Origin of the sequence: Shimia aestuarii (assembly GCF_022814865.1) — a bacterium.
Lineage (GTDB): Bacteria > Pseudomonadota > Alphaproteobacteria > Rhodobacterales > Rhodobacteraceae > Shimia > Shimia aestuarii_A.
In genome coordinates this window covers 37,342-62,483 of record NZ_JAKVRD010000022.1, presented here as the reverse complement: position 1 = coordinate 62,483, position 25,142 = coordinate 37,342, and the positions used below count along the sequence as shown (strand labels likewise).

The window sequence follows — 25,142 nt, the reverse complement described above, 5'->3', positions numbered from 1 at the left end:
TTCCGAAACTCCCGAACCTCAGTCCGTCGCCCCGTCTGGCGTCCCGTTGTGCGCCTCAGCGCCGCCGGTGAGGGGGTATTTACGGATAACACCAAACACCCGCAACCCCTTTTTCGCAATTTCGTCAAAAAAATCGACAAAGGCATGAAAACAAGGTGTTTGGCACACGACTCTGCCTGTGGAATGGGCAGTCACTCTGACGTAGATGACTGACTTCCTATGAAACTTCGCTGATTTGGAACTGAATCGGGGCAGAATCCCCGGAATCGGTCCTCGAAAATCGGTCAAACGAGTCGCCTAGTACCCGGAATCACGAGTCGCGTCAGAAATCGCGACGATCCGATCCTGTGTATCGATCGCAAAAATGCGCGCACGCGCCTTTGGGCCCTGTTCCTTGATCTGTACTCCAAGGCGCAGAGCAGCCCCAATCGGTAGGGGGGCGAGATATCGCGTCCGCATCTCCTCCGCATCTATCCCTACAGATTTAAGCGCCACCTCACAAAGTCCCGCGATCAGCATTCCGGGAACCACAGCTTGCGCCAACCCAACAGCTTGGGCCGCGACATCATCTCTGTGAATTGGATTCGGATCATGAGACAGAGTGAGATAGCGCTCGACACGATCGCAAGAGATTGGTGCGGTCTTTCTCCACACCATGTCTGGCGTATTCATTGCCTGTCGAAATGCCGCCCCTTTAAGGGAGGCCATGACATCTGGGGTCACAAACCGAAGACGTGTTTCCATTTGTCCGAGACCACCCTGCTCGTCTTCCAGGGTGAAAGCGAAACTTCTAGCTGCGCCGCGCTCTTCTTCTGTTCCGCGAATGGTCAACGGGCGGGATGGCGTCAGGCATCGAGCGCGACGAAATACTTGGCTCTCATGAAGCACCGCCATGCCCGGAGGTGGCACCATGCGTCTACGCACGGGGTCAAGCCCCGAGGCACCCAGAAGCATTGCAGGAGCGATAAGGGGAGTCGCATCCCCCTCTTCGCTGTTGAACCGAAGCACCGCTGCAAGCAGGTCCCTAAGATCGTCAACGTCTTGCGCCTCGAGGCCTTTCGAAACGACCGTCGCAAACTCCGCCTCAACCATCAAAGGCCTTGAACACGAGAGAGGCATTTACCCCGCCAAAGGCGAGCGAGTTCGACATAACGGCCTTTGTTCGAAGTGGCCGGGCCTCATTCCCAACCGGATCAAACCCGATCTTCGGGTCGACCTCGTTAAAGTTGATGGTTGGCGGAGCCAACTGGTTCTTGAGGGCTTGAATCGAAACGATGGCTTCGATCGCACCAGCGGCGCCGAGCGTGTGGCCATGAATCGGTTTCGTCGAAGACACCTCAAGCCCCGCAAGCTCATCTCCAAAGACAGTCTTCAATGCAGTCGTTTCGGTCACGTCATTCGCAACCGTTCCGGTTCCGTGCGCGTTCACATACCCGATGTCGCGCGCTTCAAGCCCTGAGTCTGCAAGGGCTGCGCTCATACAAGCGGCCGCACGATCCGGGTTGGGGCGCAACAAGTCACCTGCATCAGAGTTGGTCGCATAGCCGGCGAGCTCACATATGATTGTTGCACCTCGCGCTTGCGCACTTTCAAAGCTCTCGAGCACCACGACCCCTGCGCCCTCCCCTAGGGTCATGCCGTTTCGGTCCTTGGAAAAGGGGCGGTTCTTCTCGGCCGTCATGACCCGGAGCAATTCCCAAACACGGAAAACCCCTCCAACCAGACAGGCCTCAGCCCCCCCGGCAAGGCAGCGCTTCACTGCGCCTGCCTTAATAAGTTGATATGCAAGCCCAATGCTCTGGCTGGCGGAGGAACAGGCGGTTGAGGGGCTATAAATCGGGCCACTTGCCCCGGTTTCCATCGATACCCAGGAAGCTGCCGCATTGTTCATGATCTTCGGTACGGCCATTGGATCAAGCCGCATGTTCTTGTCCACACCAAAGGCGATGTAGTTATCGTCAAGCGTTTGGGCGCCACCAAAGCCAGACCCAATCACGACGCCGCATTCGTCTCCGAAATCGTTCGGCCCCAAGCCTGCCTGTTCAATCGCCTCACGCGCTGCGACAAGGGCATATTGCGCAACGGGATCACGCATTCGGTGCCCCTCGCTTTCGGTCACGCGCGTCTTGTCCTCATCCGAGAGCCGCGCAGCGGTCCCAACACGCTGGTTCGGCAACGCCTCAAACGACAAGGGCCGGACACCGCTCTGCCCCTCGGCCACGCCTTTCCAAAGAAGGTCTGCACCAAGACCGCAGGCCGAAACAGCCCCCAGCCCTGTCACCACAACGCGTGTCATGCGGTGGCGTCTTTCTGACCTTCACGAATTTTCGTCTCGGCGAGGGTGAGGAGGTCTTGGACGGTTTGGACTTCGGTGAGTTCGTTGTCGACGGAGATGTAGACGCCGTATTCCTCTTCCAAGGCCATCAGGATCATGACGAAATCGGCCGATTGGATATCAAGATCCTCGAGCCGGCTTTCGGGGGAGATCTCGGACATATCAACCATGCCCTCACGGGCGACGAGTTCAAGAAGCTCTTGGGAAATATCGGTTTTTTCGGTGCTCATATCCTGCCTTCCATCCCTGGTCAGGGGCCTTGTCTTCATGCGTTGCCCCGAGTTTAGGGGCGCTTTGCGCAAGATGCCAGCAAGAAGCGCCCTGTGCAATAATTCACCGCACCCACGCTTTTTGCAGCCATACCCGGCAAAAAATCACATATGTATCACGTCGGTATTACGTCGGTATTGCGTATGTGCGGGTTCTGGCCCGCTCACACGGACCAGAATGACCTTACATACCACGGTCCACCGGTGCAGAGGCGGGTCCGCCGCCCTCGACCCAGTCTTTCAGGCCCCCGAGATTGTAGACCTCGGCAAAGCCCATGTCCTTGAGAAGCTTCGCCGCCAGAACGGCCCGCCCACCAGAGGCACAATAGAGAACGACCGGGCGATCGGTGCGGAACTCGGGATCGTGAAAAGGGCTTGCCGCATCGGCGCGGAACTCAAGCATGCCGCGCGGCACGTGATGCGCCCCCTGCGCACGGCCATGCATCTGCAATTCGGGCGCATCGCGCACATCCAAGAGCATCGCCCCCGCCTCAATCTTGGCCTGTGCTTCGGGCACAGAAATCGCGGGGACAACAGAACGCGCGGCTTCGAGCATGTCGGCGAGTGACTGGGGCATATAGGTTCCTCCGGTTTGCAGTCTGACCAGAGCCTAGGCCAGCCGGACCCCGTTTGAAAAGAACCTGAACATGAAACCTGCAAGACAGAGCGTGCCGCCTCCCCTTTCGACACAGGTTGCTCGCAGAAAAAGCAAACTCTTGCCGATCCCGCGCCGGTCGGTTGCAGCCGGTTCGCCCCCTGCCCTAGCCATGGAGGACGCGAACAGAAAGGAGACCGCAATGAAACAGTGTCTTGTGATTGGACTTGCCCTCGTCACGCTGGCCGCTTGCGAAACGGCCAAAGGGGCCGGTCAAGACCTCGAGAACGCCGGCGACGCGATCAGCGACACCGCCGAAGAGGTTCAGGACGACCTTTGAGGTGACGCCACAAGGTTCAGCAACAAGGCGGGGCATGTCCCCGCCTTTTTCATCTGCCCCGCGTCAGGTCTCTGGAGCGCGCAGTCGCAACCAGAAGATGGCCCGAAAAGCGCCGCGCAGGGCGGACCAACCCTTAAGGGGTTTGCCATTGGGAGATCTTGCATCCTGAAATTTGTACGCGGCCGAAAACAGGGTCTTTAGCCCGCCTGTACAGCACAGAAGGGCCCGATGATCGAATACACCATCCCAAGCGGAGATCGGCGTTTGCCACGTCGCGCCGTAGCATGCGATGAGATCTGCCTCGGCTCTCTTTGGTACGGAAAGAGACAGGTTTCTGAACACACGTTCTTCAACCCCATGGAAGGGGACGCGATACGTGAGGTAGCCGTCCTTGTAGATGATATGAAAGACAGCCGCACCAGCAGAGAAATCTGTGCCGTAGAGATCAACGGCAATGCCATCACGGGCAAGGCCAATGCTCGCGAGATGTCCTTTGACAGAGCTGCGTTTGAATAAGGTAAATCCCGCAGTTTGCAGGGCCAATACCAGATCGTCGGTCAGGGCCGAACGATCAACCCGAAAATCGATATCGTTGTCATCAGCGATGAAGCCACCTTCACGCACAATGCCAAGCAAGGTGCCATCGCAGACGTGATGGAGGGCGTGATGTGCGGTAAGAACCGAAGTGATGTCGTGCAGCGCATCGAGCGCTGCCGCTTCGTTTCTTGAAGGAGTGACCAGCCCCAATTCGGTCTCTGTCTGGTAGAACTCGCGATGACAAGGCCTACCCCATCGCCAAAGCAGTAGAAGCTTTTCCCGAAAGGGGGCTGCCCTAGTCATCCATCTTCAAGGCAGAGATGAACGCCTCTTGCGGGATGTCCACCCGGCCGAACTGGCGCATCTTCTTCTTACCGGCTTTCTGCTTGTCGAGCAGTTTGCGTTTCCGGGTCGCGTCGCCGCCGTAGCATTTGGCGGTCACGTCCTTGCGGAGCGCCGAAAGGGTTTCGCGCGCGATCACCTTGCCGCCGATGGCCGCCTGGATCGGGATCTTGAACATGTGGCGCGGGATCAGATCCTTGAGCTTTTCGCACATGGCACGGCCCCGCATCTCGGCGCGGTCGCGGTGCACCATGGTCGAGAGCGCATCCACGGGTTCATCGTTCACGAGGATCGACATCTTCACGAGGTTGTCCTCGCGGTAGCCTTCCATCTGATAATCAAACGAGGCGTAGCCCTTGGTCACGGATTTCAGACGGTCGTAGAAATCGAACACCACTTCGTTCAGCGGCAGATCATAGACCACCATAGCGCGCGAGCCTGCGTAGGTCAGGTCGAGCTGAATCCCGCGACGGTCCTGACAGAGTTTGAGCACGTCCCCAAGGAATTCATCCGGCACCATGATCGTCGCCTTGATGCGCGGTTCTTCAAGGTGGTCGATGGTCGAGGGATCGGGCATGTCGGCGGGGTTGTGCAACTCGAGCATCTCCCCGTCTTTCATGTAGATATGATAGACCACGCTCGGCGCGGTGGTGATCAGTTCGATATCGTATTCGCGTTCGATCCGGTCGCGGATCACCTCGAGGTGCAAGAGGCCGAGGAAGCCGCAGCGGAAGCCAAAGCCGAGCGCGGCAGAGGTTTCCATTTCGTAGGAGAAGGACGCGTCGTTGAGCGCGAGTTTCTCGATTGCGGAGCGCAGATCTTCGAACTCCGCGCTATCGACCGGGAAGAGACCACAGAACACCACCGGCACAGAGGGCTTAAAGCCCGGCAACGGGGTTTCGCAGCCTTTCTTGTCGGTGGTGATCGTGTCGCCCACCTTGGTATCGCGGACCTGTTTGATCGAGGCGGTCAGGAAGCCGATCTCGCCGGGGCCAAGCTCATCAACTGTGGTCATGGCCGGGCGGAAAACGCCGATCCGGTCAACGCCGTAGCGGGCACCGGTCTGCATCATGCGGATTTGGTCGCCCTTCTTGAGCACGCCATCCATGATCCGCACAAGGACCACAACACCGAGATAGGCGTCATACCAGCTATCCACCAGCATCGCCTTGAGCGGAGCATCGCGTTCCCCTTCCGGGGCGGGCAGGCGCGCGACGATGGCTTCGAGCGTGTCTTCGATGCCAATGCCGGATTTGGCAGAAACCTGAATCGCGTCGCTGGCGTCGATGCCAATCACGTCTTCGATCTGTTCCGCGACGCGGTCACAATCGGAGGCTGGGAGGTCGATCTTGTTGAGGACGGGGACGATCTCGTGGTCGGCCTCGATCGCCTGATAGACGTTGGCGAGGGTCTGGGCTTCGACGCCTTGGGTCGAGTCGACGACGAGCAGCGAGCCTTCGACCGCGCGCATGGAGCGGGAGACCTCATAGGCAAAGTCGACGTGACCGGGGGTGTCGATCAGGTTGAGCACATAGGTCTCGCCATCTTGCGCGGTATAATCGATGCGCACGGTATTGGCCTTGATCGTGATGCCACGTTCACGCTCAATATCCATCGCGTCGAGAAGCTGATCCTTCATGTCGCGCTCGGCCACCGTATTGGTGGATTGGATGAGCCGGTCGGCCAGGGTCGATTTCCCGTGGTCGATATGGGCGACGATGGAGAAGTTGCGGATTTTCGAAAGCTCAGTCATGGATCGGCATATGAGCGCAAATCAGGGTTTGGTCAAGCGGGATACGTGTTTGCCGTCACGGACCGGAGCCGGTTTGCCGCCAATGTCGAGGCCGCGGCCATGAGGGCGGCGGTCAGGAGGCAGAGGGGAAGCCCGCCGAGTTGGTAGGAGAGCCCCGACAAGAGCGTGCCGATCAGGCGGCCTGCGGCGTTGGACATGTAGTAGAACCCCACATCCATCGTCACCCGCTCGCCCGTGGTGAAGGCGAGGATAAGGTAGGAATGGACCGAGGAATTCACCGCAAAGACAAAGCCGAAGACGAGAAGCCCTGCGACGAGGATCGGTGTCAGGCCGGGCAGATTGGCATAGACGGCGGCGGCAAGCGCGAGCGGGATCAACGTCAGGACGGCGACCCAGAGGATCGCCTTGCGGGTGATCTCGGGCGTGGTGGCGGTCTTGGCCTTCAGGAGCTTCGGGGCGAGGCCCTGAACAAACCCATATAGGATGATCCAAGCGGCCATGAAAGTACCGATGATGAAGAAGGCGGCGCGGTTGCCCTCCTCGGAGCCATCCGAGAGGACGGCATAGAAATAGATCGGGATGCCGACCACGAACCACACATCGCGCGCCCCAAAGAGGAACATGCGGGCAAGCGAGAGCCGGTTGACGTTCTGGTCCTTGGAAAAGACATGGCTGAACTTGGCGGATTTCTTGCCCTGCGGCAGGCCCGGCGGCATGAAGGCGATGACACCGACGAGGATGACGGCAAGTACGGCAGCCATGACCCAGACCGAGGCCTGAAATCCCCAAACCGCGAGGATCACCGCACCGAGAAGAAAGCCAAGCCCCTTCACCGCGTTCTTCGATCCAGTCAGGACAGCGACCCATTTGAACAAGCCCCCCTCGCCTTCGGGTGCGAGGAGTTTCACGGCAGATTTGGCGGACATCTTGGCGAGATCCTTAGCCACGCCGGAGAGGCCTTGCACGACCATCACGAAGACAACGGAGGTGGTGAGCGACCATGTGGGATCGAGTTGCGCTAGTGCAATGAGCGCAATGATCTGAAGCCCGAGCCCGGCATAGAGCGTCGAGGTCAGTCCAAACCGCGCCGCGAGCCAACCTGCAGAGAGGTTCGTCACCACGCCCATCACCTCGTAGAGGATAAAGAGATAGGCGAGCTGCACCGGCGAAAAACCGAGTGTGTGGAAATGCAGCAGGACCAGCATCCGCAGCGCCCCGTCGGTGAGCATGAAGGCCCAATAGGCGGCGGTCACCGTGATATAGGCGGCAAGCCCTTCGGGGCGGTGCGGTGCGGCGGTCATGGCGAGAGTCCGATCAGAGCGTATCGACGACCATGCGGGTCACGTCAGCAAGACGCCACGCATAGCCCCATTCATTGTCATACCACGCGTAAATCTTGACGTGTTTGCCGCCAATCACACGGGTCGAGAGCGCATCGACAATCGTCGAGCGGTCGTCATTGGTATAGTCGCAGGAGACCAGCGGCCGCGTCTCGTAACCAAGGATGCCGTCAAGATCGCTATTCGCAGCCTCTTCGAGCATGGCATTGACCTCTTCCGCCGTTGTTTCGCGCGAGACGTTGAAAACGATATCGGTCAGCGAGGCATTGAGAAGCGGCACGCGCACGGCATGGCCGTCGATCTTGCCCTCAAGGTCGGGGAAAATCTGAATGATGGCCTTGGCCGAACCCGTGGTCGTCGGGATCAGGGAATTGAGCGCAGACCGGGCACGGCGCGGATCCTTGTGGGCGCGGTCCACGATGACCTGAGTATTGGTCACGTCATGGATCGTCGTAAAGGACGCCTCTTCGATGCCGAGTTTTTCACGGATCACCTTGACGATGGGCGCGATGCAGTTGGTGGTGCAGGAGGCGGCGGTGATGACATTGTGGGCCTCTGCGTCGTAAATCTCGTGGTTCACGCCATAGACGATATTGGCCACATCGTCCTCTTTCACAGGGGCCGACACCACGACCTTTTTCACACCCGCATCGAAATAGGGTTGAAGCTTTGCGTTGGTCTTGAACGCGCCAGTGCAATCCACGACGAGATCGACGCCGAGCTCTTTCAGCGGCAGCTCCGAGAGGTCGCGCGTCGAGGTGAAGCGCATCTTCTGGCCGTCGATCGTGATGCTTTCGTCGTCATGGGCGAAATCCGCGCGCCAGCGGCCATGCACCGTGTCGAATTCGAGAAGATGCGCGTGCAGTTCAGCATCGCCCATCCCATCGTTGAGAAGCACGATCTCGGCGTCGATGCCGACGTCAAAGAAGCTCCGGATCACGAGTTTGCCCATGCGGCCGAGGCCATTGATGGCGATTTTAGTCATTGAGTTCGTCCTTTAATTCGGGAACCAGCCGCGCGTCCGGTTGGCGAAGGCGACAAGCGAGAGCATCACGGGCACTTCGACGAGCACGCCGACCACCGTGGCCAATGCCGCCCCGGAGCCGAGGCCGAACAGCGAGATCGCCACGGCGACCGCCAGTTCAAAGAAGTTCGATGTGCCGATCAGAGCACAGGGCGCGGCGACATTAAACGGCACGCGCCAGAGTTTCGCCGCGCCATAGGCGACAAAGAAGATGCCATAAGACTGGATCAAAAGCGGGATCGCGATCAAGAGGATCACGAGCGGGCGGTCGAGGATCACCTGCCCCTGAAACCCGAAGAGGAGAACCACGGTCACCAGAAGGCCGGTGATCGAGAAGGGCGCTACGCGGGCCTTGAAGGCGTCCACGGCGGCCTCCCCGCCCTGTTTGACGAGGCTACGGCGCGTCAGCAGTCCTGCCGCGAGCGGCAAAAGCACGTAGAGGACGACCGAGAGGATCAGGGTTTCCCAAGGCACGGTGATGTCGCTTACGCCCAAGAGAAAGGCGACGATCGGGGCGAAGGCAAAGACCATCACCACGTCATTCACGCTCACCTGCACGAGCGTATAGGTCGCATCGCCGCGCGTCAGGTTGGACCAGACGAACACCATCGCCGTGCAAGGCGCGGCACCAAGGAGGATCACCCCGGCAAGATAGGCCTGCGCATCATCCGGCGGGATCAGGCCTGCAAAGACATAGTTGAAGAACAGGACGCCAAGCGCGGCCATGGTAAAGGGCTTGATGAGCCAGTTGACGACGAGCGTGATGACAAGGCCCTTGGGGCGTTCCCCGATATGAGAGAGCGCACCGAAATCGACGCCGACCATCATCGGGTAGACCATCGCCCAGATCAACACCGCCACGGGAAGGTTGACCGAGGCGACCTCCATCGCGGCCAGCGTCGCGAAAACGCCGGGGATCAGGCTCCCGAGGATCAGCCCCGCCGCGATGGCGAGGGCGACCCAGAGGGAGAGGAGGCGTTCAAAGGTGCCGAGCCCGGCGTCGACCTGATCAGAAGTGCTCATACGTCCTCCGAGAGTGCCGTGTCCTTGCCGATCTCGTCGAGACGCTCTTGCAGGGCGAAACGGTCGAGCGTGTCCAGCGGCAGGTTGGTGAAGATCGAGATGCGATTGCGCAGCATCCGGTAGGTTTCGGTAAAGGCGACGCGTTTTTCGGCCTCGCTGCCGATGGCCTGTGTCGGGTCCGGCACGCCCCAATGGGCGTTCATCGGTTGACCGGGCCAGACCGGGCAGGTTTCCGCGGCAGCCTTGTCACAAACGGTAAAGACGAAATCCATCTTCGGCGCGTCGGGCCTCGCGAATTCATCCCAGCTCTTGGAGCGGGCAAAGCCTGTGTCGTGGTTCAACCCTTTGAGGAGGTCGATTGTATAGGGGTGTGGTGCGCCGCGCGGGTTGGACCCGGCGGAAAAGGCGCGGAACCGGCCCGGTGCCTCACGCGCGAGGATGGCCTCGGCCATGAGGGAGCGGGCGGAGTTTCCGGTGCAGAGGAAAAGCACATTGTAGGTCGTGTCAGTCATCTTGAAGCCCTTTCAGCAGCTACAGGCGATGTCTTCGATGAGGGGGTCACAGATTTCGGGGCGCCCGCCACAGCAGTCGCGCAGGAGATAGCCCAGAAGGCCGCGCAGGCCGTCGGTATCGGCGAAATAGCGGATGCTGCGCCCTTCGCGCAGGTTGCGCACGAGCCCTGCATGCAGGAGCACCGAGAGGTTGGCCGAGAGCGTGTTCTGGCGCACGTCGAGGGCGGTGGCGATGTCACCTGCACTCATCCCTGCCTCACCGACTTCGACCAGCAGGCGAAACACGTCAAGGCGTGTGGGCTGGCTCAGGGCCGAGAAGGCTGCGAGGGCGTCGTTCTTTTCCATATTTCAGGAATTATTGATATGTTGTCCGATTCTCAAGCCCATATGTGGCTCTTGGCGGTGAATGTTTTGTGACAGGGCCTAGCCAAACACGTCGAGGGGGCGGTCCTCGAGCATGGTTTCCATCGAGAAGAAGCCGGTGACGGTTTCAAGTTCGATCCCCTTGGTAAGGCGCTTGTAGACGCTGTCATACCCGGACATGCCGCGGGTGACGACCTTGAGCATATAGTCCCAGTCGCCGCCGATCCGGTGCATCTCGGCCACTTCGGGGATGCGGGCGACATGGGCGCGGAAGGCCTCGATCCAGTCGTCGGAATGGTTGCGGGTGCGGACCATGACGAAGACCGTCAGATCGAGGCCAAGGCGCTCCGCATCGACCCGGCGGCGCGCGCCGAGAAGAAGGCCCGTCTCCTCAAGCCGATGCAACCTCCGCCAAAGGGCGTTTTGGGACAGGCCGATGCGCTCGGCCATCTCGCGTTGCGACAGCGCACCGTCGCGTTGGGCAAGGTCGAGAATGCGGCGGTCAATTTGATCGAGTTTTTCATCCATATAAGATCATATGACACAATATTTTGGAAAAAGCCAAAAACATCGGCATCAGTTTTGCATCTTTTCGGGACTAATCTCGGCAGAACATCATCAAGACCCAAAGGTATCTCATGTTCGATCTGCCCTCTCCCCTCGCCCGTTTCAAAGCCGGTCTCTGTGCGTCCCCTGACCCGGTTGCGGCGCTGCGGGAGGGGCAGATCGGCAAGGGGATGATGATCCCGACACCGACAGGGCCGAAGCCGTTGATCTACGCGGATTACATCGCGTCAGGGCGGGCGCTTCGGCAGGTGGAGGATTTCATCGCAGAGGAAGTGCTGCCCTTCTACGCCAACAGCCACACCGAAGACAGCTATTGCGGCGCGGTCATGACGCAGATGCGCGAAGAGGCGCGCGCAGTCATCGCGGCGCATTGTGGCGCGACACTTGAAGAACACGCGGTGATCTTCTCGGGGTCTGGCGCGACGGCGGCATTGAACCAACTCGTGCATCTCTTCGGCATCGGCGCGGCCTTGGCGCGCGGCGAAAAGGTGCGGGTGATCGTCGGGCCATATGAACATCACTCCAACCTGCTGCCGTGGCGTGAAAGCGGGGCGGAGGTTGTCGAGGTCGCGGAAGCGGCAGAAGGCGGGCCGGATATGACGGCGCTCGAGACCGCGCTCAGGACTCCGGCGGATCTTACGATTGCGGCCTTCTCGGCGGCCTCGAATGTCACCGGCGTCTGCACCGACGTCGCGCGCGTTACGGCTCTGGTCAAAGCGCATGGGGCCAAGATGGTCTGGGACTACGCGGGCGGCGGTCCCTACCTGCCCATTGCCATTGGCAAGGCGGACGCACTCGCACTTTCTCCGCATAAGTTCATGGGCGGCCCTGGCGCGAGCGGCGTCTTGATCCTGCGCCGCGACACCGTCGAGACCACACGGCCCAGCCGTCCGGGCGGCGGCACAGTGACCTTCGTCAACGCTTACCGGCACGACTATCACACGCGGCTCGAGGAGCGCGAGGAAGGTGGCACGCCGAATGTCATTGGAGACATTCGCGCAGCGCTTGCGATGATTGTGAAGGAGGTGATCGGGCAGGACCGGATCGGGGAGCGCAACAGGGTGCTGACACAGCACGCTTTCGAGGCGTGGCGCGATGTGCCGGGAATCGACATCCTTGCGCCCGAGAGAACCGAGCGCCTTCCTTTCTTCTCTTTCGTGCCGCGCGATGCGGAGGGACGGGCGATGGATCACCGCGTCTTTACCCGCGCGCTTTCAGAGCAATTCGGCATTCAGGCGCGCGGCGGCTGTGCCTGTGCAGGGCCCTATGTGCATCGTCTCTTGCAGATCGGGGACGCGCAATCGGACGCTCTGCGCGCAGAAATCCTCGCGGGCGACGAGAGTCATAAGCCGGGCTTTGTCCGCCTGAACCTCAGCGTGTTGATGGAGGACGATACGGTCGACACGATCCTTGGCGCCGTGGCCACCCTCGTATCGGAGGCGCGGGAGAGAGCGGCCTAAAGCGTCGTCTTGCGATACTTGAACGCGCCAGAGCCGCGCGCGATCAACTCGTCCGTTTCATCAAGCACGGTCGCCTCGGCAAAGAAGGTCGAAGCACCGCCGCCGACCTTGCGCCCTTCAGCAATGAGGACGTGCCCCTTGGGGCGTGACAGAAAGTTCACCGTCATCGAAAGGGTCAGGGCAAGGCGTTTGTGATCGGGATCACCGGTAAAACAGCCCGAGTAGCCCATCACCGTATCGAGAAGCGTCGCATAAATCCCGCCATGTGGCAGGCCGGCGCGATTGCCGAGGTAATGCTCAATCGGTAGCTCGATCCGGGCGAAATCCTCGCTCCAATGTGTCAGGCGAAAGCCAAGATGCTTTTGCAGCGGATAGGGGCTTTCGTCGAGGGCGGGATCAAGCGGTGTCATGCGGGTCTCTCCAATTGGCAGGCGTCAGACGGCAGTCAGGCCACCATCCAGTGCCACGGCCTGTCCGGTCATGAAAGTGTTTTCCGGCGAACAGATCCAGAGCATGGCCTGCACGATCTCGTCCGTGCTTGCCATGCGGCCCATCGGGATACGGGCTGTGATCTGGCGCGCGGCGCCTTCAGTGTCGAGGCCGGTGCGGGCGCTGACCATGTTCGTCATGTCATCGACAAGCGGCGTAGAGGCGAAGGACGGGCAAAGCGCGTTGACGCGGATATTCTTGCGCGCGTTCTCATCGGCGGCGGCACGCGTGAGGCCAACCACCGCATGTTTCGCCGCCGAGTAGGCCGAGAGGTTGCCAGAGCCGACGAGACCCGCCGCAGAGGCGACATTGAGGATCGCCCCCTGGCCCGCCGCGCGCATGAGCGGGATCTGGTATTTCATACCGAGGAACACGCCTCGGGCGTTGACGGCGGTGTTGCGGTCGAAATCCTCGGCGGTGAGCATATGGAGCGGGGCGGGCTCATGGCCCATCCCGGCGTTGTTGATCGCCACGTCGAGGCGGCCATAGGTCTCGGAAATACGGGCGATATGGGCCTTGAGCGGAGCCTCTTCGGAGACGTCGAAGGCGTCCGCAATGACCTCGGCGCCTTTGGCGCGCAGGGTTTCGGCATGGGCCTCGAGCGCTTCGGCGGAAATATCGGAGAGCGCGAGGCGTGCGCCCTCGGCGGCGAACATCTCGGCGGCGCGCTTGCCGAAACCGCTTGCGGCGCCGGTGATCATGACCACCTGATCCTTGTAGCGTTTATCCATTCTTGGCCGCCTCCAAACCGGCCCTGGCGAAAAGCGGGACATATTCCCCCATCTTGCGCCCGCGTTCGGGGTTCGAGGCGTTGCCGTCCAGAGCGCGCTTCAGGACGCCTTGGATGATCGCGGCCATGCGGAAGAAACAGAAGGCGAGGTAGAAGTTGAACCCTTCGATGCCGGGCGTTCCGGTGCGGCGGCAATAGGCCTCGATGAAGGCCTGATCCGAAGGAATACCGAGCGCGGCGCGATCCACGCCCTGCAAGCCCCTCCCCGAGCCACCGGGCGGCATTTGCCATTGCATGATGACCGCGGCGAGGTCGGCGTAGGGGTGGCCGATGGTTGACAACTCCCAATCCAGAACCGCGATGCAGTCAGTGCTATCTTTGGCGAATAGGAGGTTGTCGAGGCGATAGTCGCCATGCACCAGCGTCCGTTTGCCATCATCCTCGGGCATGTTCGCGGCGAGCCAGTCGATCAGGGCGTCCATATCCGCCACGGTCTCGGTCTCGGAGGCGCGGTATTGCTTGGTCCAGCGGCCGACCTGACGTTCGAAATAGTTGCCTTCGGGGCCATAGTCGGAAAGGCCCACAACGTCGATGTCGACCGTATGGATCGCGGCGAGGACGGTGTTCATCTGGTCGAAAACGGCGCTGCGCTCGGCGTTGGTCAGGTCCGGCAGGCGCGGGTCGTCGAAATTGCGGCCATTGACCCGGTCCATGACGTAGAACATCGAGCCGATCACATCATCGTCGTCGCACAGCACATGCATCTTGGCGACCGGCACGTCGGTGTCGGCAAGCGCAGTCTGAACGCGGAATTCACGATCTACCGCGTGGGCGGATTTGAGGAGCGTTCCGGGCGGTTTGCGGCGTAGCACATAGTCACGCGCAGGTGTCTTGAGGAGGAAGGTCGGATTGGACTGGCCGCCGGGGAATTTCTCGGCCTCGATGGGGCCTTCAAACCCATCAAGATGATCGGTGAGCCATGCCGCGACGGCTTTGGTGTCGAGTGTGTTCGTGGCCATGCGGGTCTCCTCAGCTATAGGTGAGCATTTCCGCCGCGTTGTCGGCGTTGATATGGGGGGTCTCGTTGAACCCGTGCAACCATGTGCCGGTCGAGGCGATCACGAACCGTGCCACAGCGCAGTTCTTGACCTGAAGTTGCAGGGCGATCATCTGGTCGGCGGGGGCGCCCATGACCGACGCGACGCTCTGGCCGATGGCACCACCGGAAGAAACAGCCACCGGGGTCTTCGCCCCGCTCGCAGCGACAATATCGCGGGCATCGCGGACGCGGGCGGCGAAATCGGCGAAACGCTCGGGCGGGTTGGTGATCTCGTCCCGCTGCCACATGAGGACCGTTTCGCGGAGTTTGCGAAAATGCGTGCGCCGGTCGCTATGGATTCCCTCTGGCGCAGGCTCTTCTGCAAAACGCGCGTCGAGCAGGCCTTTGAAGTCAAACTCGTTGAACCCCGGCAGGATCACAGGCTCGAGGTCACAGCCCATCCCTTTGGCCATGCCCTCCCAAGTCTGGCGATGGCGCTTCTGCGCGCCGATGAAGACCGCGTCAGGCACGACACCTTGCCGCGCCATAGCTGCGCCCAGCGCTTCGGACTGGCGGTGACCGAGGGGAGAGAGGTTGTCGTAGTCCGCTGCCCCGAAAGAGGCTTGGGCGTGGCGGACAAGATGAAAGACCATGCTCATGACATGCGGTCTTTCAGGCGATCAAAGGCGGCGTGGTATTCGCGTTCAATCCGGGCGACGAGATCGGCCGCCGGGCCAACAGATTTGACCGCGCCGATGCCCTGCCCCGATCCCCAGATATGTTTCCATGCCTTTGGCTTCTCACGGTCGCTGCCAAAGCTCATATCGGCCACATCACCAAGCGGCAGGTTATCGGGGTCCATGCCAGCGTTGCTGATAGAGCCTTTGAGGTAGTTGCCCCAGACGCCGGTGAAGAGCGAGGAATAGACGATATCTTCGGCACTGCTCTCGACGATCATGTCCTTGTAGCCCTGCACGGCGTTGGCCTCATCCGTGGCGATAAAGGGCGTGCCAATATAGCCAAGATCAGCCCCCATCGCCTGTGCTGCGAGGAGCGCGTCGCCCGTTGCGATGGAACCGGAAAGAAGAAGCGGACCCTCGAACCATTCACGGATTTCGCGCACGAGGGCAAAGGGCGATTGTGGCCCTGCGTGGCCACCTGCCCCTGCGGCCACGGCGATCAGACCGTCGGCGCCTTTCTCAATCGCTTTTTTGGCGAAGGTGTTGTTGATGATGTCGTGCAGCGCAATGCCACCACAGCTATGGGCGGCCTCATTGACCTCAACACGCGCACCGAGCGAGGTAATCCAGATCGGAACTTTCCAGCGGGCGCAAATCTCGAGATCGCGATCCAGTCGGGTATTGGAGCGGTGCACGATCTGGTTCACGGCAAACGGCGCCGCAGGCGTGTCGGGATTCGCCTGATTATGGCGGTCCAGCTCTTCGTTAATTTCCTTGAGCCATGCTTCGAGAAGCGGCGACTCGCCCTCGCCTTCGCGGGCGTTCAGGGCCGGGAAACTGCCAACGATGCCGGCCTTGCATTGGGCGATGACCAGCGCCGGGGTGGAAACGATGAACATCGGCGACGCCACGGCGGGAATCCGAAGCCCTTGCAGGGCCTTGGGCAAATGATGGTCTTTGGACATGCGCTCCTCCTCATGCACGTTTCAAGCAACGGTATAATCTGCCCCAATCAACGCAAGCCCCCGGCGGAGCGAAGAACCCTGCGTCACATTGGGAAACAAGCGAAGTAACGCGTCGTTATTCCGTCTCCGGCGCAGGCAGTTGATTCTCGCCATACATGCGGCGCAGGGTCAGCTTGGATACCTTGCCGGTTGCTGTCAGCGGCAGTTCCTCAACGAACACCACGCCATCGGGCAACTGCCATTTGGCGAAATGCTCGCCCAGCATATCCATCATCTCGGCGATCGGCGGTTTGCCATCGCTCCCCGGCACCACGACCAGAAGCGGGCGCTCATCCCATTTCGGATGGGGCACGGCGATCACCGCGCAATTTGCCACCTTGGGATGCGCCATAACCACGTTCTCGAGGTCAAGCGAGCTGATCCATTCGCCGCCAGACTTGATCAAGTCCTTGGCACGGTCAGTGATGGTCAGGAAGCCATGTTCGTCGATTGCGGCCACGTCACCGGTTCCGAACCAACCATCGCCGTCAAAGGCGTCCTTATTGGCCGCGTCATTGTTGTAATAGCCGGCCGTGATCGTATTGCCGCGCACGAACAATTCGCCCGTGGCCTTGCCATCATGCGGCAGGCGATTGCCGTCTTCATCAGAGATTTTGAGATCCACCCCGAAGACACGCCGCCCTTGTCCGCTTTTTTGGGCGATGCGTTCGTCCATCGGCAGATGCGCCAGATGTGGCGGCAGGTTGCCTTGCGTGCCAATCGGGCTCATCTCGGTCATGCCCCAGGCGTGGCAGACATTGACGTCTCGTTCTTCGAAGTAGCGGATCATGCTCGTCGGGGCGGCAGAGCCGCCGATGACCACATCTTCGAAGCCTTTTGGCAGGCGTCCTTGCTTGTCGATCTCACCCTGCAGCCCAAGCCAAACGGTTGGCACGCCCCAGGCGGAGAAGACCTCTTCGCTGTCCATGAGGCGGAACAGGCTTTCGCCGTCCAACGCGCCGCCGGGGAACACCAGCGAGGCCCCGGTCAGGGGGGCCGTGTAGGGGAGGCCCCATGCGTTGACGTGGAACAAAGGCACCACCGGCAGGATGCGCTTGCCCGGTTGCAACGCCTTGGGCAAGGACAGGCCCACCATCATGGCATGCAGCACAGTCGAGCGCTGGGTGTAGAGCGTGCCTTTGGGATTGCCCGTGGTGCCAGAGGTGTAGCAGAGACCAGAGGCCGTTTCCTCGGGCAGGTCCGGCCAATCACGGGCGTCGGGCTGCCCCTCGAGCAGGTCTTCGTAGCAGAGGTAGTCCCCAGCCGGCATGTGGGCGCGGTCGGTCATCACCACGATTTTGAGATCGGCGGGCCAGTCGTGGCGCTGTGCTTCGACAATCGGCACGAAGGTGGTGTCGACAAAGAGCACCCGATCTTCGGCGTGATTGACGATATAGGTCATCTGTTCGGCCGAGAGGCGAGGGTTGATCGTGTGGCAGATCGCGCCGATGCCGGAGATCGCGTAGTAGAGCTCGAAATGGCGATAGCCGTTCCACGCCAGCGTCGCGACCCGGTCCCCGATCTCGATGCCAAGCGCCTCGAGGGCGTGCGAGAGTTGCGACACGCGGCCAAGGGTTTCTGCATACGTCGTCTTGTGGATGTCGCCCTCGGTGCGCACGGAGACGATCTCTCCGGTTGGGTGCACTTCGGCGGCATATGTCAGGATGTCCGCGATTTTCAACGGACGCATCATCATGGAACCCAGCATGAACGGCCCTCCCCTGCCGATGATGTTGGTGAAATTTGGTTCGGGCACGTTAAACGCGTAAGCAATGGGACTCCAAGGGGGTTTTGTATTTGCCGTGGCGTCGAAACCGTTCATCGCCGCACAGTCGCCGTTCAGGGCGACACAGATCCCCCCATTGGCGTCGGCTCAGAACGGCTTAGATTGGTATCAGCGAACAGACGTCCATGAAAGGAGACACGTGATGTCGATCAGGCCGGTTCTCGAACAAAGACAAGCGGTGCCGACGATGGAAGGCGCCGGGGTGCATCTTCACCGGGCTTTCGGGTTCACGGACCCTGAAGAGCTCGATCCGTTCCTGATGATGGACCATTTCCGCAATGAAGACCCCGAAAAGTTCATGCGGGGGTTTCCGTGGCATCCGCACCGCGGGATCGAGACGATCACCTATGTGATCTCCGGCTCGGTCACCCATCAGGACAGCCTTGGCAACAGCGGCACGCTCGGTGCGGGGGATGTGCAGTGGATGACGGCCGGGTCGGGCATCCTGCATCAGGAAATGCCACAGCCGGACATGACGGGCGGCAACCACGGCTTTCAGCTTTGGGCGAATCTGCCGCGCGACCTGAAGATGACGACGCCGCGCTATCAGGACGTCGGATCGGGAGAAATCCCGGTTATCATGGAAGACGACGGCACGCAGGTGCGGGTCATTGTCGGCAGTTTCTGGGGCCAGACGGGGCCGGTCGACGGCATCGCGGCAGAACCGCTTTACCTCGACATCACGATCCCGGCGGGCGTCAAGAAGACCTTCCCGGTCGACACTTATCGTAAGGCGTTTGCCTATATCTTTGAAGGCGAAGGCGCCTTTGCGGATGCGTCCAAGCCGACGGGTGTCCTTCTTGAAAAGGAGGTTGCGGGCGAAGAGGTGCATATCCGTGACATGTCCGGCGACCGGACGCTGATCCGCTTTGGTACGGGCGATGAGGTCACGGTGCAGGCGGGGCCACGGGGAATTCGCTTTCTCCTGATCTCAGGCGCGCCGATCCGAGAGCCTGTGGCCTGGCATGGGCCGATCGTGATGAACACAAAAGACGAACTACGTCAGGCGTTTCGCGATCTGCAGAACGGCACCTTCATCAAGGAAGCGCCGTAGTCTCAAAGAAAAAACGGTGCGTCAGGCCGCGACGGCCTTGCGCACCATATCCCAATAGATTCGTTCCACCTCAACCAACGACAGGCGCCCGCCTTCGCGGAACCAAGTATTGACCCCAGTCAGCATAGCAATCACCGCCAGAGTCGCGATCTTTGTATCCGAGATGGCGAAAGCGCCTGAGGCGACACCGTCGTTGAGGATATTTTCCAGTTCGTCCTCATAACGGCGACGCAGGGATTCGATCTCGGCGAAGTTCTCGGGCGTGAGATTGCGCAGCTCCATATAGGCGATAAAGACCTCATCGAGGCGTTCGGAGTGGAACCGGATGTGAAAGCGAGTAAAGGCTTCGAGCCGCGCAAGCGCCGATCCACCCTCGTCCACGGCGGCACGCGCGTCGAGCAGGTCTTCCATGTGGCCGCGCATCAAATCGAAGAGCAGACTTTGTTTATCAGGCGTGTAATTGTAGAGCGCCCCGGCCTGAACCCCGACCTCGCGGGCGATCTGGCGCATGGAAACCGCGGCAAAGCCGTGGCGCGCAAAGAGCGAAAGGGCCGCCTCTCGCACGCGCGGGCCAGTGATATCGGAATGTGATCCAGCGGTTCTTGCCATGACGTGAGATTAACTGAACACATGTTCATTTGAAAGCCCTGCTTGCCCTTTGGGCCGCGCTCGGGCAGAAACAAGGCATACTGAATGAGCCGATGCCATGCGACCTGCCTTTGTTTTCTCTTTTTCGATGATCCTCGCCGCAGGTTGCGCGCAATTTCCAGAAGTGGAAGGTGCCACGGACCCGGCGCTTGCAGATGCGCCTTATCCGACACTTGTTCCGGTCGAAGACGTGCTTGATCAAGAACCTCCACGACTCGACGAAACCAGCGAAGCGTCGCTGCAAGGTCGGGTGAACCGACTGAAGCGACGCGCGGCGGATCTCAGCAACACACCAATCGAGTAATTCACAGGCAAGTGAGCCCGTGAAGACGCGTCCTGCGCAATGCTTGGCGACAAGCCGCGTTGCACCGTGCGAAGGAAGGCGCTACACGGCCTGAGAAAAGCGTTTGCAAAGGAGAATGCGATGTCCGCTCCCCTGCGTCTCGGCATTGCCGGATTGGGCACCGTTGGTATCGGTGTCGTGAAAATCGTGCGTCAGAAGGCGAACCTTCTGGCCGAACGCACAGGACGCCCGGTGGTCATCACAGCCGTCTCCGCCCGCACCCGCGATAAGGATCGCGGCGTGAGTCTTTCCAACTATGACTGGGAAGACGATCCCGTAAAGCTCGCGACGCGCGACGATGTAGATGTGTTTGTCGAACTCATGGGCGGATCGGACGGACCGGCGAAGGCCGCGACCGAAGCCGCCATCGCAGCCGGTAAGGACGTTGTCACTGCGAATAAGGCGATGCTCGCAATGCACGGTCAGGATCTTGCGCTTGCCGCCGAGGCCGCGGGTCGTGTGATCCGGTTTGAAGCTGCCGTCGCGGGCGGCATCCCGATCATCAAGGCGATGCTTGAGGGGCTTGCCGGGAATGACATCACCCGGGTGATGGGTGTGATGAATGGCACCTGCAACTATATCCTGACGCGGATGCAGGATGCGGGCCTTCCCTATGATGAGGTCTTTGCCGAAGCCGATGCGCTCGGCTATCTCGAAGCAGACCCCGAACTTGATGTGGGGGGGATCGATGCGGGCCACAAGCTCGCGCTTCTCTCCTCGATCGCCTTTGGCACCAAGGTCGACTTTGGTGGCGTCGAACTTGAGGGCATTCAGCGGATCTCAATCGAGGATATCCAACAGGCAGAAGATCTAGGCTACCGGATCAAGCTTCTTGGGGTGACGCAGATGACGGGGCGCGGTCTTGAACAACGCATGTCGCCCTGCCTCGTTCCGGCGGACAGCCCGCTTGGCCAATTGAAGGGTGGCACCAACATGGTTGTTGTCGAAGGCGATGCCGTGGAACAGATCGTACTGCGCGGTCCCGGCGCGGGCGAAGGCCCGACGGCAAGCGCGGTCATGGGCGATGTGTGTGACATTGCGCGAGGCATTCGTGTCCCGACTTTCGGTGCTCCCGCGAGCGGCCTTCAGGATGCGAAATCGGCAAAATCCAACTCGCCTGCACCGTATTACCTGCGCCTGACGCTCAAAGATCGCCCCGGTGCGCTTGCCAAGATCGCCACAGTTCTCGGAGATCATGGCATCAGCATCGACCGCATGCGCCAGACCCGCCACAATGACGAGAACGCTCCGGTTCTGATCGTGACGCATAAGACGCAGCGCGCGGCGCTCGACAGCGCGATTGAGGCGATGAAGGATACGGATGTGATGGCGGGGGAACCTGTCGCCCTGCGGATCGAATCTGTCTAAGGCGTCGTTTCGCGTCCGCGAGAACCATGATCTGACCGACACGGGGAAGCGGACCGCTCCCCCGCCGCAAATCATGACAATGATACCGCTCACGGGCGCCGCCAAGTGGGCTTCGATGCTTGTCTGTGGGGTTCACTGAGTCTAAACCCCATTGTTAAAGCCTCAATCCAAGGACAGTTTTCATGACCTCCCAAGCTGAATTTCACGACCGTATGCTCTCGCTCGGTCTTGCCCGCGTCGCGGAACAAGCCGCCATCGCGTCTGCGCGCCTCGTGGGCCGCGGCGACGAGAAAGCCGCCGACCAGGCCGCCGTCAACGCCATGCGCGACCAGCTCAACCTGCTCGACATTGCGGGTGTGGTCGTGATCGGTGAAGGCGAACGCGACGAAGCGCCGATGCTTTATATCGGTGAAGAAGTCGGCACCGGAAATGGTCCCGGCGTTGATATCGCGCTCGACCCGCTTGAGGGCACGACGCTGACCGCCAAGGACATGCCGAACGCGCTTACCGTGATCGCGATGGGGCCGCGCGGCTCGATGCTGCATGCGCCGGACGTCTATATGGAAAAGCTTGCCATTGGGCCGGGTTATGAAAAAGACGTGGTGTCCCTCGACATGAGCCCGAAGGAGCGTGTTGCGGCGCTGGCCAAGGCCAAGGGCTGCGATATGTCGGACATCACCGTCTGCATCCTTGAACGCCCGCGCCACCAAGACATGATTGACGAAGTCCGTGAAACGGGTGCCGCGATCCGTCTCATCACCGATGGCGACGTGGCCGGCGTGATGCATTGCGCCGAGGCCGAGATCACCGGGATCGACATGTACATGGGCGAAGGCGGCGCGCCGGAGGGTGTTCTCGCCGCGTCCGCGCTCAAATGCATGGGCGGCCAGATCTGGGGCAAGCTCTTGTTCCGCAATGACGACGAGAAAGGCCGCGCGGCCAAGGCAGGCATCACCGATCTCGACCGTGTCTATAGCCGCGACGAGATGGTCACGCAGGACGTGATCTTTGCCGCAACCGGCGTCACCAATGGGTCGCTGGTGAACGGTATCAAACGTGAGCCGGGTTGGTTCACCACCGAGACACTCATCATGCGCTCCAAGACGGGGTCCGTGCGCCGGATGCAATACCGCACCCCGGCCTAAGCCTCATGTCGCGCGCGCTCTTGCTCATTGATATCCAAGAGGGGATGGACAGTCCCCTCTGGGGTGCGCGCAACAACCCAGACGCAGAAGACAACGCGGCGCGGCTCCTCGCCGCGTTTCGCGACTCTGGTGCGCCGCTCTTTCACGTGCATCACTTTTCCAAGCGCCCCGCTTCACCGCTTCATCCAGACAATGGCGGCACTGCGATCAAATCCGTCGTCGCCCCGCGCGAGGGTGAGCCTGTTTATGCCAAAGACACCAACTCGGCCTTTATCGGAACGACACTTGAAGCGGATCTGCGCGCTGCGGGCGTGGACGGCGTCGTGGTCGCAGGGCTTTCGACGCCGCAATGCATTTCGACCTCGGTGCGCATGGCGGCCAATCTTGGCTTTGAGACATGGCTGGCCCATGACGCCTGCGCGGCGTTCGAGACCCATGCCGCATATGACTGGGCCGAGGGCCTGCCGCGCATGAGCGCCGACGATATTCACATCATGGAGGTCTCGATACTGCATGGCGAGTTTTGCCGTGCAATGTCTACCGATGCGATCCTTGAGGCGCTGGCATGAGCGATTTCCTTGACGTCTCCGCTTCCATAACCGGGCGGCGCTGGGTTGGCCCCTCCGTCGAGGTCAGCCGCGCAGCAGAAGCGCTGCAGCAAGCGACCCCCTTGCCCCCGGCGCTCTGCGCGGTCTTGGCGCGGCGAGGGGTCGAAGCGGCAGAGGCGGACGCGTTCCTTGACCCGAAGCTCGCCGACCTCCTGCCCGATCCGCGCAGCCTGCGCGATATGGAGGTAGCAACGGAACGGTTCCTTCGGGCCGTGAAGGCGCGCGAACGGATTGCCGTTTTTGCGGATTATGACGTGGATGGCGGGTCGTCAGCCGCGCTCTTGATTGTGTGGCTCCGGTCGATGGGACGCGAGGCGACGCTCTATATTCCCGACCGGATCGACGAGGGGTATGGCCCAAACGTGCCCGCGATGCAGAACTTGGCACGCGATCACGACCTGATCATCTGTGTGGACTGCGGCACCCTTAGCCACGAGCCGATTGCCGCCGCAGAGGGCGCGGATGTGATCGTTCTCGACCACCACCTCGGCGGCGAGACGCTGCCGCCCGCCTGTGCAGTGGTGAACCCGAACCGACAGGACGAGGATGGTGCGCTGGCGCATCTCTGTGCGGCGGGAGTCGTGTTTTTGATGCTGGTAGAGGCGAACCGGAGCTTGCGCGAGGCCGATGTGCGCGGGCCGGACCTTATGGGGCTCCTTGACCTCGTGGCGCTTGCCACGGTTGCGGACGTCGCGCCGCTGATCGGCATGAACCGCGCGTTGGTGCGGCAGGGCCTCAAGGTCATGGCGCGGCGGGATCGTCCGGGGCTTGTCGCCCTTGGCGACGTGTCGCGCATGGATTCGGCACCCAATAGCTATCACCTCGGCTTCCTCCTTGGCCCACGGGTCAACGCAGGCGGACGGATCGGCAAGGCCGATCTTGGCGCGCGCCTGCTTGCGACGGACAACGAACAGGAAGCCCGTGCGATCGCCGACCGTCTCGACGCGCTTAACACCGAGCGACGCGAGATCGAGGCCGCCGTACGTGCCGCAGCGCTGGCTCAGGCCGAGGAACGGGGTCTCGAGGCGCCGCTTGTCTGGGCTGCGGGCGAAGGCTGGCATCCAGGTGTGGTCGGTATTGTGGCGAGTCGCCTCAAGGAAGCCACCAACCGACCCGCGATCGTGATCGGCTTTGACGGCGACGAAGGCAAGGGATCGGGGCGTTCGATCTCGGGCGTGGACCTCGGCGCGTCGATCCAGAAACTCGCGGCGGAAGGGCTTCTCGTGAAGGGCGGCGGGCACAAGATGGCGGCGGGCCTCACAGTGATGCGTGATCAGCTTGAGCCGGCCATGGCGCGGCTCTCAGAGCTTCTCGACAAGCAAGGCGCGGGCGCGGCCGGTCCGGCGGATTTGCGGCTCGACGCGATGCTCATGCCGATGGCGGCGACGCCGGAACTTGTTGAGGATATCGAGAAGGCCGGCCCCTTCGGAGCAGGCGCCCCTGCCCCACGCTTCGTCTTTCCGGCGATGGAGATTCGTTTCGCCAAACGGGTCGGCGATAGCCACCTCAAACTGACCTTTGGGGACGAGAGCGGCACGCGGCTCGACGCGATTGCCTTTGGTGCGTTTGACACCGCACTTGGGCCGGCACTCATGGCGCATGGCGGGGCGCGGTTCCACCTTGCCGGGCGCATCGAGATCAATAGCTGGGGCGGGCGGCAATCGGTGCAACTCCGGCTTGAAGACGCGGCGCCTGCATGATCCGCACGGGCAGGGAAAAAATCCGTCCGAGTCCCAAATTTCCGCTTGCGCCCAGAAGGCCCATTGCCTAAATACCGCCTCACGCTTC

At 61.1% G+C, this 25,142-nt stretch carries 27 protein-coding genes; 8 read left to right on the top strand and 19 right to left on the bottom strand.

The genetic code is table 11. The features are described from left to right. Positions 1 to 297 precede the first annotated feature (297 nt). From MK745_RS16960 to MK745_RS16945, 4 genes are all read right to left on the bottom strand, one after another. The gene (locus MK745_RS16960) at positions 298 to 894 is read right to left on the bottom strand and encodes a MaoC family dehydratase (protein ID WP_243614413.1); all 597 of its coding nucleotides are present in this window, start codon (positions 892 to 894) and stop codon (positions 298 to 300) included. 190 nt (positions 895 to 1,084) lie between these two features. Continuing rightward, the gene (locus MK745_RS16955; RefSeq protein ID WP_243614412.1) at positions 1,085 to 2,296 is read right to left on the bottom strand and encodes a beta-ketoacyl-[acyl-carrier-protein] synthase family protein; all 1,212 of its coding nucleotides are present in this window, start codon (positions 2,294 to 2,296) and stop codon (positions 1,085 to 1,087) included. Then, complete coding sequence (locus MK745_RS16950) at positions 2,293 to 2,565, bottom strand: acyl carrier protein (protein ID WP_243614411.1); 273 nt, start codon at positions 2,563 to 2,565, stop codon at positions 2,293 to 2,295. Before MK745_RS16950 ends, MK745_RS16955 begins: the two co-directional genes overlap by 4 nt. A 223-nt stretch (positions 2,566 to 2,788) precedes the next feature. Then, a complete protein-coding gene (locus MK745_RS16945; RefSeq protein WP_243614410.1) occupies positions 2,789 to 3,181 on the bottom strand; it encodes a rhodanese-like domain-containing protein in 393 nt (130 codons plus the stop codon). Between the two features lie 220 nt (positions 3,182 to 3,401). On the opposite strand from MK745_RS16945, the gene MK745_RS16940 reads away from it, so the two are divergent. Next, entirely contained in the window at positions 3,402 to 3,539 is a 138-nt protein-coding gene (locus MK745_RS16940; RefSeq protein ID WP_243614409.1) for an entericidin A/B family lipoprotein, read from the top strand. A 63-nt stretch (positions 3,540 to 3,602) separates the two neighbouring features. Here the strand turns inward: MK745_RS16940 and MK745_RS16935 are convergent, their stop codons facing one another. From MK745_RS16935 to MK745_RS16900, 8 genes are all read right to left on the bottom strand, one after another. Further along, complete coding sequence (locus tag MK745_RS16935; protein WP_243614408.1) at positions 3,603 to 4,286, bottom strand: LicD family protein; 684 nt, start codon at positions 4,284 to 4,286, stop codon at positions 3,603 to 3,605. 85 nt (positions 4,287 to 4,371) lie between these two features. Beyond that, positions 4,372 to 6,171 (bottom strand): translation elongation factor 4, encoded by a 1,800-nt coding sequence (gene lepA, locus MK745_RS16930; RefSeq protein ID WP_243614407.1) that lies wholly within the window; start codon positions 6,169 to 6,171, stop codon positions 4,372 to 4,374. A gap of 32 nt (positions 6,172 to 6,203) precedes the next feature. Further along, positions 6,204 to 7,472, bottom strand: a complete 1,269-nt coding sequence (gene arsJ / locus MK745_RS16925) for an organoarsenical effux MFS transporter ArsJ (protein ID WP_243614406.1) — start codon at positions 7,470 to 7,472, stop codon at positions 6,204 to 6,206. 13 nt (positions 7,473 to 7,485) lie between these two features. Beyond that, positions 7,486 to 8,496 (bottom strand): ArsJ-associated glyceraldehyde-3-phosphate dehydrogenase, encoded by a 1,011-nt coding sequence (locus MK745_RS16920; RefSeq protein WP_243614405.1) that lies wholly within the window; start codon positions 8,494 to 8,496, stop codon positions 7,486 to 7,488. A gap of 12 nt (positions 8,497 to 8,508) precedes the next feature. Further along, positions 8,509 to 9,558 carry an ACR3 family arsenite efflux transporter gene (gene arsB / locus MK745_RS16915; protein WP_243614404.1) on the bottom strand — a complete coding sequence of 350 codons (1,050 nt, stop codon included), beginning with the start codon at positions 9,556 to 9,558 and terminating at the stop codon, positions 8,509 to 8,511. Continuing rightward, the gene (locus MK745_RS16910; RefSeq protein WP_243614403.1) at positions 9,555 to 10,070 is read right to left on the bottom strand and encodes an arsenate reductase ArsC; all 516 of its coding nucleotides are present in this window, start codon (positions 10,068 to 10,070) and stop codon (positions 9,555 to 9,557) included. Before MK745_RS16910 ends, arsB begins: the two co-directional genes overlap by 4 nt. Positions 10,071 to 10,082: 12 nt before the next feature. Further along, the gene (locus MK745_RS16905; protein WP_243614402.1) at positions 10,083 to 10,415 is read right to left on the bottom strand and encodes an ArsR/SmtB family transcription factor; all 333 of its coding nucleotides are present in this window, start codon (positions 10,413 to 10,415) and stop codon (positions 10,083 to 10,085) included. Positions 10,416 to 10,493: 78 nt separating this feature from the next. Then, positions 10,494 to 10,961: an Lrp/AsnC family transcriptional regulator gene (locus tag MK745_RS16900; protein ID WP_243614401.1), complete on the bottom strand. Its 468-nt coding sequence runs from the start codon at positions 10,959 to 10,961 to the stop codon at positions 10,494 to 10,496. A 110-nt stretch (positions 10,962 to 11,071) separates the two neighbouring features. Here MK745_RS16900 and MK745_RS16895 point away from each other — a divergent pair, with 110 nt between their 5' ends. Next, positions 11,072 to 12,460: an aminotransferase class V-fold PLP-dependent enzyme gene (locus MK745_RS16895; protein ID WP_243614400.1), complete on the top strand. Its 1,389-nt coding sequence runs from the start codon at positions 11,072 to 11,074 to the stop codon at positions 12,458 to 12,460. On the opposite strand, the gene MK745_RS16890 is transcribed toward MK745_RS16895, so the two are convergent. From MK745_RS16890 to MK745_RS16865, 6 genes are all read right to left on the bottom strand, one after another. Then, the gene (locus MK745_RS16890; protein ID WP_243614399.1) at positions 12,457 to 12,870 is read right to left on the bottom strand and encodes a PaaI family thioesterase; all 414 of its coding nucleotides are present in this window, start codon (positions 12,868 to 12,870) and stop codon (positions 12,457 to 12,459) included. The genes MK745_RS16895 and MK745_RS16890 overlap by 4 nt on opposite strands. Positions 12,871 to 12,894: 24 nt before the next feature. Next, positions 12,895 to 13,680, bottom strand: coding sequence for an SDR family NAD(P)-dependent oxidoreductase (locus MK745_RS16885; RefSeq protein WP_243614398.1), 786 nt, complete (start codon positions 13,678 to 13,680; stop codon positions 12,895 to 12,897). Beyond that, positions 13,673 to 14,698: a phosphotransferase family protein gene (locus MK745_RS16880; RefSeq protein WP_243614397.1), complete on the bottom strand. Its 1,026-nt coding sequence runs from the start codon at positions 14,696 to 14,698 to the stop codon at positions 13,673 to 13,675. The genes MK745_RS16885 and MK745_RS16880 overlap by 8 nt, the downstream gene beginning before the upstream one ends. 10 nt (positions 14,699 to 14,708) lie before the next feature. After that, positions 14,709 to 15,377, bottom strand: a complete 669-nt coding sequence (locus tag MK745_RS16875; protein WP_243614396.1) for a histidine phosphatase family protein — start codon at positions 15,375 to 15,377, stop codon at positions 14,709 to 14,711. Next, positions 15,374 to 16,363 carry an NAD(P)H-dependent flavin oxidoreductase gene (locus MK745_RS16870; RefSeq protein ID WP_243614395.1) on the bottom strand — a complete coding sequence of 330 codons (990 nt, stop codon included), beginning with the start codon at positions 16,361 to 16,363 and terminating at the stop codon, positions 15,374 to 15,376. The genes MK745_RS16875 and MK745_RS16870 overlap by 4 nt, the downstream gene beginning before the upstream one ends. Positions 16,364 to 16,478: 115 nt before the next feature. Then, positions 16,479 to 18,110: a long-chain fatty acid--CoA ligase gene (locus tag MK745_RS16865; protein WP_243614394.1), complete on the bottom strand. Its 1,632-nt coding sequence runs from the start codon at positions 18,108 to 18,110 to the stop codon at positions 16,479 to 16,481. Positions 18,111 to 18,330: 220 nt separating this feature from the next. Between MK745_RS16865 and MK745_RS16860 the strand changes: the two genes are divergently transcribed. Further along, a complete protein-coding gene (locus tag MK745_RS16860) occupies positions 18,331 to 19,242 on the top strand; it encodes a pirin family protein (RefSeq protein WP_243614393.1) in 912 nt (303 codons plus the stop codon). Positions 19,243 to 19,263: 21 nt separating this feature from the next. On the opposite strand, the gene MK745_RS16855 is transcribed toward MK745_RS16860, so the two are convergent. Beyond that, the gene (locus MK745_RS16855) at positions 19,264 to 19,851 is read right to left on the bottom strand and encodes a TetR/AcrR family transcriptional regulator (RefSeq protein ID WP_243614392.1); all 588 of its coding nucleotides are present in this window, start codon (positions 19,849 to 19,851) and stop codon (positions 19,264 to 19,266) included. 97 nt (positions 19,852 to 19,948) lie between these two features. Here MK745_RS16855 and MK745_RS16850 point away from each other — a divergent pair, with 97 nt between their 5' ends. From MK745_RS16850 to recJ, 5 genes are all read left to right on the top strand, one after another. Next, complete coding sequence (locus MK745_RS16850) at positions 19,949 to 20,194, top strand: hypothetical protein (protein ID WP_243614391.1); 246 nt, start codon at positions 19,949 to 19,951, stop codon at positions 20,192 to 20,194. Between the two features lie 120 nt (positions 20,195 to 20,314). Further along, positions 20,315 to 21,601, top strand: a complete 1,287-nt coding sequence (locus MK745_RS16845; RefSeq protein ID WP_243614390.1) for a homoserine dehydrogenase — start codon at positions 20,315 to 20,317, stop codon at positions 21,599 to 21,601. Between the two features lie 182 nt (positions 21,602 to 21,783). Continuing rightward, entirely contained in the window at positions 21,784 to 22,746 is a 963-nt protein-coding gene (gene glpX / locus MK745_RS16840; protein ID WP_243614389.1) for a class II fructose-bisphosphatase, read from the top strand. A gap of 5 nt (positions 22,747 to 22,751) precedes the next feature. Continuing rightward, positions 22,752 to 23,315: a cysteine hydrolase family protein gene (locus MK745_RS16835; protein ID WP_243614388.1), complete on the top strand. Its 564-nt coding sequence runs from the start codon at positions 22,752 to 22,754 to the stop codon at positions 23,313 to 23,315. Further along, positions 23,312 to 25,054 (top strand): single-stranded-DNA-specific exonuclease RecJ, encoded by a 1,743-nt coding sequence (gene recJ, locus MK745_RS16830; protein ID WP_243614387.1) that lies wholly within the window; start codon positions 23,312 to 23,314, stop codon positions 25,052 to 25,054. The genes MK745_RS16835 and recJ overlap by 4 nt, the downstream gene beginning before the upstream one ends. Positions 25,055 to 25,142 lie beyond the last annotated feature (88 nt).